The 15552-nt window shown below is 33.0% G+C and carries 14 protein-coding genes; 4 read left to right on the forward strand and 10 right to left on the reverse strand.

What is annotated here, in order from left to right:
• Positions 1-145 precede the first annotated feature (145 nt).
• From ACTCDL_RS02550 to ACTCDL_RS02560, 3 genes are all read right to left on the reverse strand, one after another.
• A complete protein-coding gene (locus ACTCDL_RS02550) occupies positions 146-370 on the reverse strand; it encodes a YdbC family protein (RefSeq protein WP_463173774.1) in 225 nt (74 codons plus the stop codon).
• A gap of 631 nt (positions 371-1001) precedes the next feature.
• Entirely contained in the window at positions 1002-2231 is a 1230-nt protein-coding gene (locus ACTCDL_RS02555) for an NAD(P)/FAD-dependent oxidoreductase (RefSeq protein ID WP_463173775.1), read from the reverse strand.
• 186 nt (positions 2232-2417) lie between these two features.
• Positions 2418-2618 (reverse strand): cold-shock protein, encoded by a 201-nt coding sequence (locus tag ACTCDL_RS02560; protein WP_068715630.1) that lies wholly within the window; start codon positions 2616-2618, stop codon positions 2418-2420.
• 187 nt (positions 2619-2805) lie between these two features.
• On the opposite strand from ACTCDL_RS02560, the gene ACTCDL_RS02565 reads away from it, so the two are divergent.
• Positions 2806-3288, forward strand: a complete 483-nt coding sequence (locus tag ACTCDL_RS02565) for a CBO0543 family protein (RefSeq protein WP_463173776.1) — start codon at positions 2806-2808, stop codon at positions 3286-3288.
• A gap of 65 nt (positions 3289-3353) precedes the next feature.
• Here the strand turns inward: ACTCDL_RS02565 and rlmD (ACTCDL_RS02570) are convergent, their stop codons facing one another.
• Both rlmD (ACTCDL_RS02570) and rlmD (ACTCDL_RS02575) read right to left on the reverse strand, forming a co-directional pair.
• Positions 3354-4718 carry a 23S rRNA (uracil(1939)-C(5))-methyltransferase RlmD gene (rlmD, locus tag ACTCDL_RS02570; protein ID WP_463173777.1) on the reverse strand — a complete coding sequence of 455 codons (1365 nt, stop codon included), beginning with the start codon at positions 4716-4718 and terminating at the stop codon, positions 3354-3356.
• Positions 4719-4924: 206 nt separating this feature from the next.
• A complete protein-coding gene (gene rlmD, locus ACTCDL_RS02575) occupies positions 4925-6301 on the reverse strand; it encodes a 23S rRNA (uracil(1939)-C(5))-methyltransferase RlmD (protein ID WP_463173779.1) in 1377 nt (458 codons plus the stop codon).
• A 186-nt stretch (positions 6302-6487) separates the two neighbouring features.
• On the opposite strand from rlmD (ACTCDL_RS02575), the gene ACTCDL_RS02580 reads away from it, so the two are divergent.
• Complete coding sequence (locus tag ACTCDL_RS02580; protein ID WP_463173780.1) at positions 6488-6637, forward strand: hypothetical protein; 150 nt, start codon at positions 6488-6490, stop codon at positions 6635-6637.
• Between the two features lie 270 nt (positions 6638-6907).
• On the forward strand, positions 6908-7447 hold the full coding sequence (locus ACTCDL_RS02585; RefSeq protein ID WP_463173782.1) for a hypothetical protein: 540 nt from the start codon (positions 6908-6910) through the stop codon (positions 7445-7447).
• 291 nt (positions 7448-7738) lie between these two features.
• Here ACTCDL_RS02585 and ACTCDL_RS02590 read toward each other — a convergent pair whose 3' ends face one another.
• Positions 7739-8758: an isocitrate dehydrogenase (NAD(+)) gene (locus ACTCDL_RS02590; protein ID WP_463173783.1), complete on the reverse strand. Its 1020-nt coding sequence runs from the start codon at positions 8756-8758 to the stop codon at positions 7739-7741.
• Between the two features lie 517 nt (positions 8759-9275).
• Here ACTCDL_RS02590 and ACTCDL_RS02595 point away from each other — a divergent pair.
• Positions 9276-10445, forward strand: a complete 1170-nt coding sequence (locus ACTCDL_RS02595; protein ID WP_463173784.1) for a citrate/2-methylcitrate synthase — start codon at positions 9276-9278, stop codon at positions 10443-10445.
• A gap of 148 nt (positions 10446-10593) precedes the next feature.
• Here the strand turns inward: ACTCDL_RS02595 and gatB are convergent, their stop codons facing one another.
• The 4 genes from gatB to ACTCDL_RS02615 form a co-directional block, all read right to left on the reverse strand.
• A complete protein-coding gene (gatB, locus tag ACTCDL_RS02600) occupies positions 10594-12045 on the reverse strand; it encodes an Asp-tRNA(Asn)/Glu-tRNA(Gln) amidotransferase subunit GatB (RefSeq protein WP_463173785.1) in 1452 nt (483 codons plus the stop codon).
• A gap of 123 nt (positions 12046-12168) precedes the next feature.
• Positions 12169-13626 (reverse strand): Asp-tRNA(Asn)/Glu-tRNA(Gln) amidotransferase subunit GatA, encoded by a 1458-nt coding sequence (gene gatA, locus ACTCDL_RS02605; RefSeq protein ID WP_463173787.1) that lies wholly within the window; start codon positions 13624-13626, stop codon positions 12169-12171.
• Positions 13627-13747: 121 nt separating this feature from the next.
• The gene (gatC, locus tag ACTCDL_RS02610) at positions 13748-14035 is read right to left on the reverse strand and encodes an Asp-tRNA(Asn)/Glu-tRNA(Gln) amidotransferase subunit GatC (protein ID WP_463173789.1); all 288 of its coding nucleotides are present in this window, start codon (positions 14033-14035) and stop codon (positions 13748-13750) included.
• 151 nt (positions 14036-14186) lie between these two features.
• The gene (locus ACTCDL_RS02615) at positions 14187-15539 is read right to left on the reverse strand and encodes a PTS transporter subunit IIC (protein WP_463173791.1); all 1353 of its coding nucleotides are present in this window, start codon (positions 15537-15539) and stop codon (positions 14187-14189) included.
• Between the last annotated feature and the right edge of the window lie 13 nt (positions 15540-15552).

The raw sequence follows: 15552 nt of genomic DNA on the forward strand, positions 1-15552 counted from the left end.
TATAGTTGATAATTGATAGTTGACAGTTAAGTTCAAAATCATTTAAACATAGGTTTTTAGTCTTTTAACTATCCACTACACACTATCAACTATCAACTCTAAAGTGTCGCATTATCTCTCTTAATAGTCACTTTTTCAAATTATATTAGTCCAAATCCATCCCATTAAGAATTTCCCTTAAGCTCTTTAACTCCTCTTTGCTCAAAGTAATACCTTTGCCCATCTTCTCATGATCAGGTGCCCAATCTCTTAAATCATACTTGGGGGATCTATTATTCCAACTGATAAGATTTAGCTCTTTAGTCCATCCTTTAGGTGATTCTGAAATTTTTCCTACCTTATCAATGATTTCATACTTTATATTTGCCATTAATATCCTCCTTTTTTCAATTATAATTGCCAAAAACTCATAGTTATGTAAGTAAGCAATTAAAAAATATATCCCTAATAAGTAAAAGATATTCTTTAAAGAATACCTTTTATAGTTGATTATTTTTCTATATTATTTTTATTATTCCTTTAAATAAGATAAATTTTATTATAATATCGAGCATATAATGGTCTACCTAACACCAATATAGATAACTTAATACCAAACTATGATCTTTCGACCATAATCAAGCAGGTCATTACCCATACTGATGCTTCGTTCAACTACAGATAATACCTACACAGCTATAGCTAACCTCTCAGCTAAATATAACCATTTTGGCACTACCTATAATCTTAGCTCGACTCTATATAATCAGTTTCAATCCCATTATAATCAGAATAACCGACTATAATGAAACCTTTGCTAACCATATAGAATCTGCCCTCTGACTATATACCAGCTAGTTTATAACCAGCATATAATCTTTGGTCGACCTATATATCCCCTTGTAAAGAAGCATATATAAATCTTAGCCCAACCATTATATACCCGACACCATTATTCTCTACTTTTTTAAACTAATTTATGTTGCTAATTATTGTAATTTGTGTTTGCTTATCACTATGATTTAGCGATTCAATCTAAATAACTTTAACTCTTTTCTACCTTCGCCTAAACACAAATCTCTTAATAGCTGTCCTCCTAAAATAGCATACAATATTCCATTTGAACCATACCCCAAATTGAAATAGCAATTAGGCATCTGTTCATACCCTCCTATATAAGGAAGCCCATCCTTAGTAGTTGCAAAGATTCCACTGAAACTATAGTCAACTTCTATACCCTGAATCTCTGGAAAGTATGACTTCAATTTATTGAGCAAGATCTCATACTTTTGTTTGGATACAAGATCATCATTAGAAAGATTAGACATTTTGCTTGTCTTCTTTCCAAGACCTTCATCCTCACCACCAAAAATAATGCGTCCTTCACCAGTTGTTCTAATATAATTATAAGCATGCTTATTATCACGAATTATACAGCTATTATACCATCCATCAAAGTCATTAACTGGCTTAGTAGCAATAGCAAAGCTTCTAGAGAAAGTAGCAACCTTCTTGTTAAAATACTTCTTTGCCTCATAACCTGTCGCAATTATTACCTTATTAGCTTTTATATCAAAGTTATTGGTAGTCTCTAGCATTACATGGTCATTTTGAGGGTTTATATTCTCTACTTCTGTATTCTCAAAGACCGTCAATCCCTGCTCTGAACTCTTTCTAATCAGAGCATGAGCAAACCTATACGGATCGATCTGAGCTACTCCTCTCCTTGAATAGATTCCTCCTTCTATTTCTAGACTAAATTTACTTTTAGCCCTATCTCTATCAAAAAATTCTACATCAAAACCATGTTTCTTCCGCAAGTCATACTCTTTCTTCAAAGCAGATGCTTCAGCAGGATTATCGGTATAATAAAGACATTCCTTTAGCTCAAAATCAGACTTATCATCAAGTTTTCCTATAATTTCCTTTATATCATATACAGCTTGTTCACAGAGCTTAAAAGCCTCAACAGCATTCTCCTCTCCAATCATACTACTTAAACCATTTAAATCTGTGTCAATCTCATATTGTAGAATTGAAGTTGATGCTCTAGTACTGCCATAACCAATTCGATTCTTTTCTACTATTACAGTATTAATTCCTGCTTCTGTTAAATAATATGCAGTAATTGCTCCTGTCACTCCACCACCTATTATTAAGACATCACATTCTATATCACTATTTAAATAAGTATACTGATTGCTAATTCTATCAATACTTGTCCAAAGCATATCTCCTGCTACTAATTTCATATAAGTTCCTCCGATTTATTATATATAATAGTTAATCATTATTATTTTTAATTTTTTTGAGAGGATTATACTATTTTTATTTAGTTAGTTTTCAAAAAATAAAAAAAGAGTCTCCCAAATAAATTTGGAAGACTCTTTTTTTCCTAAGTAATAATCTATATATTACTGCTCACGCATAATATCCAATTATAACTTAATTACATTTGCTGCTTGAGGACCTCTATCTCCTTCAACGATATCAAACTCAACAGCTTGACCTTCGTCTAGAGATTTGAATCCGTCACCTTCGATAGCTGAGAAATGTACGAATACGTCATTTCCGCCTTCTTGCTCGATAAATCCATAACCTTTTTCTGCATTAAACCATTTTACTGTACCTTTGTTCATAAAAAATAATTCCTCCTATTTATCGCCTTGTTAGGCCTTAATGACTTAATTATAGCATATAAAATTAGTATCGTCAAAGAAAAATTAAAAAAACTTGGGATTTGCTAGTGATAATATAGAATCTACAACCTTCTATAGCATATTCTTGGCTAAAAAAAGGAATAATAATCATATACCTATTGGAAGGGTGATTGAAATAAAACCTCATTTAATATTTGTAGCTATATCCACAGTTCTTTTAGCAATAATCATTTACTTAATACCCAAAAATTTAAAAAAGCATGAAATCTATACAATGTCTGTTTTAGCAATACTACTAGGCACAACTGCAGATTTAATCTTTGCAGTAAAGTATAACCTTTACATATTAGTTACAGAAGATATAGATTATTCTCCAATATTTGTAGGTTTTTTTATTTATCCAGCCTTTAATTTAATAATTTTAAACTATTTTCCTTATAAAAAATCATTATGGCAGAAAATTATATATATTTTTATCTGGACAATAATCTCTCTATTATATGAAGTAATATCAGTTAAAGTAGATTTTTTACACTATAGGACATGGACACTACTATATTCTGCAATAGTCTATCCAATTGTCATTATCTTTTTTTCATATAACTTATATCTTTATAGAAAATTGGTTAAGGATAATTTAAATGAGTAGATTTAAAATTTCTATTCTTACATTTTTAATTATTTGATAATAAGTATATCACTTAGATATACTTATTATTTCATTTTAAGCGAAGCAACAGTCTCAACATGTCCAGTATGTGGGAACATATCTACACACTTAACCTGCTCTATCTTATATCCTGCATCCTGAAATTCCTTTAAATTTGATGCTAAAGTCTTAGGGTTACAAGATACATAGACCATCTCTTCACATCCAAAATTGACTATCTTAGGCAAAGCTTTAGGATGAATTCCTGCACGAGGTGGATCAATAATAATCAGATCTGGTTTCTGCTCTAACTCATCAATCTTCTCTAATACATCGCCTGCAATAAAACGGCAGTTATCCAATCCATTCAACTGAGCATTCTCTTTAGCCATCTCTACAGCTTCATCGACTATCTCAATCCCAACTACCTCTTTGGCCTTAGATGCTACAACTTGTCCAATAGTCCCTGTTCCACAGTACAAATCATAAACTATTTTGTCCTCAGCAATACCTAAAAATTCTTTAACCACAGAATATAGCTTTTCTGCTCCAAGAGTATTTGGCTGGAAGAAGGAGAATGGCTTAACCTTAAACTTTAATCCTAATAACTCTTCATAGTAATAATCTCTACCATAATGAATAATTAACTCTTCACATTTAACAGCATCAGAGAAGTCGTCATTGATAGTCTGTAAAAATCCAACTAGCTCTCCCTTATAGTCTAGATTCTGTAATTTTTCACTTAATTCAATAGGATCATGGTCTATTTGAGATGTGGTTACAAGATTGATTAAAATCTCACCTGTATTCAGACCCTTTCTGACCACTAAATGGCGTAAATATCCTTCTCTGCTCTGAACATGATACTTCTTAAAGCCTTTTTCTCTAAAGTAATCTAGAACCGTTGTTAAAATTATTCTAAAATCATTATCTACTAACTTACAATTATCTACACTGATAATATCAAAACGCCTTGCTCTAGGGTGCATCCCCAATTGGAGCTCTCCATCCCGCTCTAAATCTCCAAAGCTAAATTCCATCTTATTTCTGTATTCAAAGATGTTAGGACTAGGCTCAATTCCTAAAAATTTATAATCCTCTATTCCATTTTCATCAAGTAATTTCTTAACCTGCTTTGCTTTATTTTCAGTCTGTAATTTATATTCGATACTCTGCTGACTACATCCTCCACACTCTCCATAGTGGGGGCATTTTGCATCTATCTCCAAGGGGGAGCTCTCCAATACCTCTAACAATTTTCCTTTATAGTGGTTACTCCTCTTTCTAGAAAGAAAGGTCTTAACCTTCTGCCCTGGCAGAGCATTCTTTACTCTAATCTCATGCCCATCGACATAAGCAACACCTGTATTAGGAAAGACTGTATCCTCTATTGTAACCTCTAATACTGCTCTTTTTTTGACTTTAGCCATGGTTTTTGCTCCTTTCATATTGCATATGAATTAATTTATATAATACATTTTAAATAAGACTATAGAATGATAATGCGACACTTTCGTGTCGAGTGTGAGCTATGAGTGTGAGTGTATTTAAAATCTCTTTTTATTAGAGCATACTCACACTCACACACCAACTTACACTTATAAAAAGTGTCACTTTATCTCCATTAAATTTCACCTTATAACTGTACACTGTCAACTATCAACGCTACACTCTCAATATGATAAGTCTGTGGGAACATATCTACAGGTTGAACCTCTATAGTCTTGTAGCCATGTTCATCTAAATATTTTAAATCCCTTGCTAAGCTACTTGGATTACAGGAGACATAGACTATCCTGTCTGGTTCCATCTCTACAAAGGTCTTTAGTACATCTTCATGACACCCCTTACGTGGTGGGTCAACTATAATTACCTCAGGGATAAAGTTCTTCTTAAGTTCAGCTAAGACCTCTCTTACCTTTCCAACTTGGAAATGACAATTCTCTATCCCATTCAACTGAGCATTCTCTTTAGCTGCTTCAATTGCTTCTTCTACAACTTCTATCCCATAAACCTCTTTAGCTTGATCAGCAACATAAAGGGTAATCGAACCTAATCCACAGTAAGCATCAATTACCTTCTCCCGACCAGTTAATTTTGCATACTCTAAAGCTTGATCATATAATACTTTGGCTTGTAAGGTATTAACTTGAAAGAAGGATAATGGGGATATCTTATACTTAACCTTACCTATGTAATCAAAAATATGATCCTGACCTACTAGAGTTTTAGTTAACTTACCTAAAACCACATTGGTCTTTTTAGAATTAATATTATGCTGTACACTAACTAGCTCAGGAATCTCAGCCATCAATCTATCAGCCATCTCTCTTCCTTCAGGAAACTTATTATCCTTAGTTACAAAGATTAACATAGCTTGATTGGTACAGACCCCTACTCTAATTACTAGGTGTCTCATCAAACCCTTATGTGCTTTCTCATTATAGATACTGATACCATACTCTTCAATCAACTTAATAGCTTCTCTAGATATTCGGTTGATTAAAGGATGTTGAATCCCACAATCATTGATATCAACAATATCATGGCTTCCTGGGGCATAAAAACCTGTAATCACCTTATTATCGCTATCTAATCCTAAAGGGAACTGAGCTTTATTCCGATAAAAGAAGGGATTATCCATTCCTTTTACAGGATTGATCTTAATGTCTTGCAATTTCCCTATTCTCTCAATATTATCCCTGACAATCTCCCTTTTATGCTCCAATTGAGCCTGATAATTTATATGCTGAACCTGACATCCTCCACACTCTTCACTAAAAGGACAAGATGGAGTAATCCTATGCTCTGACTGATCAAAAATCTCTAATATTTCACCTCTCCCATAACTCTTCTTGACTTGAGTTATCTTTACTTTAGCTCTCTCTTTTGGGACACCCTTAGGAACAAAGATAGCAAAACCATCAATTCTTCCTACAACATCGCCTCCATGGGCTAAGCTTTCTAATTCAATAGTTACTATATCTCCAACATCTACTGGTCTTTTAGCCATTAATCTCGCTCCTTAACAAATTTATTATTATATTTTATTGATCTTAAGCATATACATTATTAGGTCAATTAAATTTATGGTTATAAGATCATATAACCCACTAATATTAATAGCATTAGCTAAGTCTTTAGCTATGATTCTATTTTCTATATAAAAAAGAACTTACCTGCTTAAAGGGGTGATAAAATGCTCAGAAAAGAGACTAGAGATAATATTGAGAAGCTAATTCAAGAATTAACTTGGAAAAGACAGAAGAGTAAAGATACTAAAGAAAGATTTAAACTAAAAGCAAGAATAGAACAATTAAAACTATTAAAAAGCATCCAAGCTAAATAACGTTCTAGATATTTTAGGATTTATTTACTCTTTTGTAAATTAATGTAATTAAAGAATATATAATGTTGTAATTTATTTATTGATTTCCAACCCTTTCACTGTTACAATGGTATATATATTTATAAAAGGTAAATAATATGAAAAGGGGCAAAGAAGTATAATCTCTAACTGGTCACCTGGATTATATGGAGCTAATGGTGAACCCACCCTATGTTTCTTATAAAAATGGAAAAGTCACTTATCTTATAAAGAAGATTAGGGGGAAAAATTATGACTAAATTATTTAAAAAGTTATTTAAATCTAATGTAATTAAGTGTTCAGAGGTAGCAGACGAATTGATACAACTTATTAGAGAAGAGAGCAATAAAAAGTTAGCTGCTTTAAATTTAACCAATGATAGAGAATCAGATTTTGACTTTACCTTAAACTGTAGCTATTTCTTTAGCTATTTATTAGCCACTCGTAATAATGATATAAATATAAACTCAGTAGCTATAGAAAATATCACCCACAATTTTGCTACTTACATTGTAGATTATTATATAGAGCAATATAACTTGGAAAAAGATACAGATGAATACTTAAATAAACTATACAAAAAAACAAAAGCTTTAATTAATCTCTATGAAAATAGTAAAGAAAAAAGAAAGATGAATTCTATCAAAAAAGTAACTGAAAATTTATTGGCTAATCTAGAAGAGGATAATTCTAATAAATTAGAATTATTATCAAGTTTAATCATTCATAATATGACCTTAACTCAAGACTTCTTACTTAATATCTCTCGTAGATATTCACTAGCTAATTAATTTTTTGTCTTATTATTAGAAGAGCTTCCACAAAGGTTGATTTTAAAAACCTATATCCTAACTAAATTAAAGATTCAACAACAAACTTTGTGATTGGCAATAGTTATAGCCCCAGATATAATTTTAGTAATCTGGAACCAGAAATCAGAAATCTGTGAATTATACTGATTCCAGATTTTTGATAACCGATTTCTTATATTTCATTATTAGTTATCAATCTAATTTTTCACAAAAGTTGTGGAAGACCCAAATTAAATAATAAAGACCTCTGTTAACAGAGGTCTTTATTATTTAAGCACTCTTTTCTAAATTTTCTTTAACCTTATTAATAATTTCAGCAGTTATCTCTGTAGTACTAGCACTACCCCCTAAATCTCCAGTTAGTACTTTTCCTTCAGCTAATATCTCTGCTACTGCAGCTTCAATAGCGACAGCTGCTTCTTTTTCACCTAAATGATTTAACATCATACAAGCAGATAATAATAAAGCAATTGGATTAGCCTTATTTTCTCCTGCTATGTCTGGAGCTGAACCATGAACAGCCTCAAAAACAGCAAGCTCATCATTTAAATTAGCACCTGGAGTCAAACCTAAACCTCCAATTAATCCTGCACAAAGGTCTGAAACAATATCACCATAAAGGTTAGGTAATACTAATACATCATAGTTTTCAGGATATTGGACTAATTGCATACACATATTGTCAACAATCTTATTATCAAATTTAATTTCAGGATACTCTGTAGCTACCTCTTCAGCAACAGCCTTAAACAGCCCATCACTTAACTTTAAGATATTTGCTTTATGTACAGCAGTTACCTTCTTACGATTATTCTTTTTAGCATACTCAAAAGCTGCTCTAATAATTCTTTCTGAAGCCTTACGAGTAATAATCTTAATACTCTCAGCAGCATCATCACCGACCATATGTTCAATTCCTGCATATAATCCTTCTGTATTCTCTCTAAAGATAACTACATCTAAATTTTCAAACTTAGTTGGAGCACCCTTCATAGTTTTAGCTGGTCTTAAGTTAACATATAAATCTAGTTTCTGTCTAATAGCAACATTTACACTTCTAAATCCACTACCTACAGGAGTAGTAATAGGTCCCTTTAAAGCAATCTTATTCTTCTTAACCGATTCCAATACCTCTTCAGGCAAAGGTGTCCCATATTGATCCATTACACCTTCTCCAGCATTGACTATCTCCCAATTAATCTTAACACCTGCCGCTTCTATAATTTCACGAATTGATTTAGTAATCTCTGGTCCAATTCCATCACCAGGTATTAAAGTTACATCATACATTAATCCTCACTCCTAACTACTTTTATTAATTTATTGTATAAATATACATAAATTCATTTATTTAAAAACAAAATAAACTATTATAAATAATCCCATCATTATTATACCTAGTAATCAACTATTTGTCAATTAGACCTTGCTTAGATAGTTACCTAAGACTTATATCACTACATCTTATAGTATACTATTTAATCATAATAACTAAATAGATATATAGTTGCTTCTTTGACATAGAGTTGTCAAAAAGTTAAAAATATGATAGTATAATAACACTATACTCAATTTGTATTTATTCTTTATAAAGTATATTTATAATTTAAATAGATGGAGATATACCGAGACTTTAGATACTAATAGATAGTTTTTATAGATATCAGGATTAAATCTAATAAATTTAGTAAAAAAAAGAAGTAAAGTAGTAAAGGAGTTGTTATTTATTATGTTAGAGAGAATAAATGAATGTTTGTGCTTTTGCAATATTACAGAAGAGAGAATAAAGAAGGAATATTCAGAAATAATGCTTACTTTATTTGATAAGGGTTACTTTCCTGGTCTAAAAGGAATCCCCATAGTTGAATCAAAGATTAGTAATATCGATGGAGAAAAAGGAATATTGACTTTTAGAGGCTATCCAGCAGAAGAATTAGCAGAACATTGTAGCTATGAAGATGTCTGCTATCTGTTACTTAAAGAAAATTTGCCCACTCAAGAGCAAAGAGATGAGTTAAGAGAAGAGTTTCTTAACTATAAAGATATAGATAGAAGCATAGCCAATTCAATTGCACATATGGATAAGAATTTACACCCTATGTATATGCTCAGCATTAGTGTACTATTGTTACAAGGGAGTGACCCTACATCTTTTAATATTAAAAATCAAGAAGAGAATGTGCAAAGGGCTATCCGCTTAATAGCAAAGCTACCTACATTAATTGGCGTATATAGAACTAAAGATCCTGACTTTGCTAAAGGCAAAGAGTTTGACTCTTTTGCTCATTATGCTTTATATTGTCTTGATGAGAAATCAGCTAAGAACAAAGACTTAGTAGATATATTTGAACAACTGTTGATTTTACATGCTGACCATACAATCAATAATAGTACCTTCTCAGTCAGAGCTGTGGGATCTTCTCATGCAAGTATCTTTGCTTCTATATCATCGGCCATCAATTCACTATCAGGACCCCTACATGGTGGGGCTAATGAAAAGGTAATTAGAATGTTAGAAGAGATTGGTTCACCTGAAAATATAAAGACTTATATTGAAAATAAGATAGCTGAGGGAGAAAAAATAATGGGACTAGGCCATCGAGTTTATAAAACTTATGACCCTCGTGGAATTTATTTCAAAAATCAACTATTACCTAAAATCTTCAATGAAGATAATCCTTTTGAAATAGACAAGCACCTAGATAACTTATATAATATAGCTCAAGGGGTAGAAGAATTTGCTTTAGATAGATTTGGTAATAAGGGTATCTACCCAAATGTAGATTTTTGGTCAGGCTTGATTCTTAAAACAATGAATATTGAGCCAAGCTATTTTACAACTATATTTGCTCTGGGAAGAGTTATGGGTTGGGCTGCTCATTGGCTAGAGAATATAGCCTCTAAAAATGCAATATTTAGACCAAAACAATTATATAAAGGCTTAGATATCAGACATATAGAGACCAGTAATGAGTGACTATATATAGGCATTAAAGATTTAATGTTTCAATTAGCTACGGGTTTTAACCTGTAGGCTCTATAGAACACCACAGGTTGAAACCTGTGGCTGTATATATTAATAATATAAAATAAAAGGCTGTCACCTAGGTGACAGCCTTTTATTATTATCCCTCTAATTTTTCCTTTAATATCTTATTAACCATTCCTGGATTTGCCTTTCCACGAGTAGCTTTCATTGTCTGACCAATGAAGAAACCAAATACATTCTTATTACCTCCACGGTAATCCTCTAAAGCACTTTGGTTATCAGCGATAACTTGATCAATAATCTTCTCTAATTCACTGGTATCACTGATCTGCTTTAGACCCTTCTCTTCTACAATTGTATCTGGGTCTTTACCGCTAACAAACATCTCTTCAAAAACAGTCTTAGCAATCTTACTTGAGATTGTTCCTTCATCCATTAATTTTAACATCTGAGCTAAATCTGCTGGCTTGAATTTAACCTCTGCAATGGTAACTGACTCTTCATTTAACAGTCTTGAGAAGTCACCCATTATCCAATTACTAATAGCTTTAGCATCATTATGCTCTTTTACAACTGCTTCAAAGAAGTCAGCCATCTCTCTATCAGCAGTAATAACCATCGCATCATATTCTGGAATACCCAGCTCTTCTACATATCTCTTTTGGCGAGCATCTGGCAGTTCAGGAAGACTATCTTCAATATCATCTACCCATTCTTGCTCTACAATAACAGGTACCAAATCTGGCTCAGGGAAGTAACGATAATCATGAGCCTCTTCTTTACTTCTCATTGGAATCGTCTTGCCTGCCTCATCATCCCAAGTCAGAGTACCTTGAATAATCTCTCCACCAGATTCTAAGACCTTAATCTGACGTTTTGGCTCATACTTTAAAGCTTTCTCGATAGCTTTAAAGGAGTTCATATTCTTCAGCTCTGTTCTAGTTCCCAATTCATCAGAACCTGTAGCAGCCACAGAAATATTAACATCTGCTCTCATAGACCCTTGTGACATATCACAATCAGAGACTCCAATATATTCTAAAATACTCTTAATCTTCTTTAGATACGCAATAGCTTGTTCTGGTGAGTGGATATCTGGTTCACTTACAATCTCAATTAATGGGGTACCAACACGGTTATAATCTACCAAACTAGAGTCAGAGCTTGCTATACCTTCGCCAGCATGGTTTAATTTACCAGCATCCTCTTCTAGATGGATTCTAGTGATACCAATCTCCATCTCTGCTCCATCTTCAAGCTGAATCATAACATGTCCATCTTCACAGAAAGGTAGGTCAAATTGAGAAATCTGATAAGCTTTTGGTAAGTCAGCATAAAAGTAATTCTTACGATCAAATTTACTGAAAGTATTAATTTCACAATTTAAAGCTAGTCCTGCTTTAACTATGTACTCTACTGCTTTCTCATTTAAAACTGGCAATGTTCCTGGTAAACCTAAACAGATTGGACAAGTGTGGTGATTTGGCTCTGCACCAAATTCGTTCTTACAACCACAGAAAATCTTTGTATCTGTATCTAATTGAACGTGGATCTCTAATCCCACGGTCATTTCATATCCGTCTAACATTAAATTACACCTCCGTTGTTTTGAGTGGGAGTGATAAGTGGGAGTGTTAGTAACTTAGTTACTATATAACCTTAATTATTTGCTAATCTTTTACTGACACTGACCACTAACACTAATCACTAATTATAAACTAGCTTGCTTTTTATGGTAATCAGTTGCTTGTTCAAAGGCATGAGCAATCTGTAAAATCTTCTCTTCCCCAAAGTGACTACCCATAATCTGTAATCCAATTGGCAACCCATTACTGTCTAATCCACACGGCATAGATAGTGCAGGAATACCTGCTAAGTTAATTGGAATAGTACAAATATCTGATAAATACATCTCTAATGGGTCTTTTTTAGCTCCAGCCTTAAAAGATGTAGTTGGAGTTGTTGGAGAAATCAAAACATCATATTTTTCAAAAGCTCTATCAAAGTCTTGCTTGACCAAAGTTCTTACCTTCTGAGCTTTCTTATAATAAGCATCATAGTAACCAGAGCTTAAAGCATAAGTTCCTAGCATGATTCTACGCTTAACCTCATCACCAAATCCTTCTTGACGAGTCTTCTTATACATTTCAACTAAACCTTTTGCTTCTTCATTTCTTAAACCATAACGGACCCCATCATAACGGGCTAAGTTAGAACTAGCTTCTGCTGGAGCAATTAGATAATATGCTGATAGTGCATAATCAGTATGAGGCAATGATACCTCTTCATACTCTGCTCCTAACTCTTCTAATTTCTTGATTGCAGCCCAAACAGCATCTTTAACCTCTTGGTCGATTCCATCACCAAAGTACTCACTTGGTACACCTATCTTCATTCCTGTGATATCTTGATTTAAGCTTGCTGTATAATCTGGCACCTCTCTATTAGCAGAAGTAGAATCAAATTCATCATGACCAGCTATGTAATTTAGAGCAATAGCACAATCGGTTATATCCTTAGAAAATGGACCAATCTGATCTAAAGAAGAAGCAAAAGCTACTAATCCATAACGAGAAACTAGTCCATAAGTTGGCTTTAATCCTACTACACCACAGAAAGCAGCAGGCTGTCTAATAGATCCTCCTGTATCTGAACCTAAAGAGATAATAGCCTCTCCAGCAGCTACTGCAGCAGCAGACCCACCACTAGAACCTCCTGGTACTCTTGCCAAATCCCAAGGGTTTCCTGTTGGATGGAATCCAGAATTTTCAGTGGAAGAACCCATCGCAAATTCATCCATATTAGTCTTACCTACCATAATATAATCTTCTGCTGCTAATTTTTTAATTACTGTAGCATCATAAGGTGGTTTATAATTGTGCAATATTTGAGAAGCACAAGTAGTCTTAACACCCTCAGTAGACATATTATCCTTGATTGCAATTGGAATTCCTGCTAATAGTCCAATCTCTTCACCATTAGCTATCTTTTGATCAACCTTATCAGCTTGTTTTAAAGCATCTTCCTTTGTTAAAGTTATGTAAGCTTTCACATCTTGTTCAACTGCTTCAATTCTATTATATATAGATTCTGTAATCTCTCTTGCAGTGACCTCTTTATTTACTAACTTCTCATGTAACTGATGAGCAGTTAATTGGTAAAGTTCCATATTATTTCCCTCCTTTAAGTTCAGTGAGTAGTGAACAGTGATAAGTGAGTAGTAAAAAGATTCAAAAAGCCCTTTTCCGTACTCCTTACTGCTTTCTCCTCACTTCTTACTTCTTAGCAAATTAGTCTACTATTTGTGGTACCTTAAACATGCCCTCATCCTTCTCAGGTGCATTGGCTAAAACAGCTTCTGGATCAAGAGAATCTCTAACCTCATCCTTTCTAAACACATTCTTAATTGGTAGAGCATGAGCTGTTGGAGCTATATCCTCAGTATCAAGTTCATTTAATTTCTCAGCATGATCTAAAATATCACTTAACTGATGAGCAAACAACTCCTTCTCATCTTCACTTACCTCTAGTCTTGCTAAATGGGCAACCTTCTCAACAGTCTCCTTATTAATCTTCATTTTTTTCACATCCCTTCATTATATAGTACACAGTTTATAGTATAATAGTTAATAGTCCATCTAACCATTAACTATGCTTGATTATTTAACTAATTACTCATTATATCACAAGGTAGTACTCACTTCAATATTATAGAAAATTATTAAAAATCTAATATTCAAGTTTGGAGATAGTATTCTCTAAATTATCATTTCTCCTCTTATACTCTTTCCAAGTTATATAAATCAAAAAAGAGAATATAGGTAAGATACCTATAGCCCATAGTTTAGCTTGGAATAAGTATACTAGATAAATTCTAAATGGATTCCCACCATCTAAAAAGGAGGTTATAGTGCCTTTATATTGGTTAATAACAATCCCTGCCTTGTCTAATAAATTAGTATAAGTACCTGCCATTGCAGAAGCAATATATAATTTAGCAATTATGATAGGAATAAAGGCAACAACAGCTCTGAATAAATTCCCTCTAGTTCCTACAACAACTAAAGTTACTGCACCAATCATATTAGGTAGATCAGCTAGTGGAATAAATTTTATTCCAGGTAACAAGATTGCAAGTATTAATGCAATTGGCATCAAAATAATTCCTGATACAATAACTGCTGGATATCCAATTAAAACAGCCATATCCATACCAATCCGAGCATCCTCCATACTAGGGAACTTACTAAGTAAATAATCTTTAGCCCCTGTAGATATAGGCATTAATCCTTCCCCTAAAATTCCAGCCATTCTAGGCAATATAAATACAACAGCTGCAATATTAATAGCCAAGTCAGCCACTTCTTTTAAGCTATAACCAGCAACAATCCCTAATCCTATTCCTAATAACAGCCCAATAAACATCGGCTCACCAAAAAAACCTAATCTCTTTTGTATATGCTTAGGATTACCATTAATCTGATTAATTTTTGGGATTTTTTCGATTAATTTATCTGTAGCCAAGGCAATTGGATAATATGCTGTACCAGATAAGGTGGTAATAGAAACACCTTTAATACCTGAAAAGTCTTCAGTAGCTTCCGCACTCCAATCAGCTAACTTTATAATTATAATCATACAGGTAATGCTAGAAATTATTGCAATAGGTAGATCTTCTGACATAGCATAAACCAACTGTCCTGTAAAGATAAAATGCCAAAAATTCCAGATATCAATATTAAAGGTATTGGTTAATTTCAACCATAGCATAATTATATTGATAACAATAAAAACAACCATCAAAACCGGAGCAATCTTAAATGACCATGCTGTTGCAGCTAAAGGTGGCCAACCTACATCCAATACAGTCAAATCACTCCCTGTCTGCTCAACAACTTCCTTAATTACAGGAGCAATCTTTGCTACAAAATGATCAAGGGTCATAAAGATACCAATAAACCCTATACCTAAAGTCAATGCATGCTTCATTGCCTGCTTAACTGGTATTTGTATCATTAAACTGACAATAAACATAACAATAGGTAGCATAACATAAACCTCAAGATTTAAAATATAATTCATAATAATATCGAGC

The organism is Orenia sp., from assembly GCF_055140805.1.

Bases quoted from the DNA above. Each gene is read 5' to 3' on its own strand.
- ACTCDL_RS02550 (WP_463173774.1), bottom strand. From the start codon at position 370: ATGGCAAATATAAAGTATGAAATCATTGATAAGGTAGGAAAAATTTCA.
- ACTCDL_RS02555 (WP_463173775.1), bottom strand. From the start codon at position 2,231: ATGAAATTAGTAGCAGGAGATATGCTTTGGACAAGTATTGATAGAATT.
- ACTCDL_RS02560 (WP_068715630.1), bottom strand. From the start codon at position 2,618: ATGAACAAAGGTACAGTAAAATGGTTTAATGCAGAAAAAGGTTATGGA.
- rlmD (WP_463173777.1), bottom strand. From the start codon at position 4,718: ATGGCTAAAGTCAAAAAAAGAGCAGTATTAGAGGTTACAATAGAGGAT.
- rlmD (WP_463173779.1), bottom strand. From the start codon at position 6,301: ATGGCTAAAAGACCAGTAGATGTTGGAGATATAGTAACTATTGAATTA.
- ACTCDL_RS02580 (WP_463173780.1), top strand. From the start codon at position 6,488: ATGCTCAGAAAAGAGACTAGAGATAATATTGAGAAGCTAATTCAAGAA.
- ACTCDL_RS02585 (WP_463173782.1), top strand. From the start codon at position 6,908: ATGACTAAATTATTTAAAAAGTTATTTAAATCTAATGTAATTAAGTGT.
- ACTCDL_RS02590 (WP_463173783.1), bottom strand. From the start codon at position 8,758: ATGTATGATGTAACTTTAATACCTGGTGATGGAATTGGACCAGAGATT.
- ACTCDL_RS02595 (WP_463173784.1), top strand. From the start codon at position 9,276: ATGCTTACTTTATTTGATAAGGGTTACTTTCCTGGTCTAAAAGGAATC.
- gatB (WP_463173785.1), bottom strand. From the start codon at position 12,045: ATGTTAGACGGATATGAAATGACCGTGGGATTAGAGATCCACGTTCAA.
- gatA (WP_463173787.1), bottom strand. From the start codon at position 13,626: ATGGAACTTTACCAATTAACTGCTCATCAGTTACATGAGAAGTTAGTA.
- gatC (WP_463173789.1), bottom strand. From the start codon at position 14,035: ATGAAGATTAATAAGGAGACTGTTGAGAAGGTTGCCCATTTAGCAAGA.
- ACTCDL_RS02615 (WP_463173791.1), bottom strand. From the start codon at position 15,539: ATGAATTATATTTTAAATCTTGAGGTTTATGTTATGCTACCTATTGTT.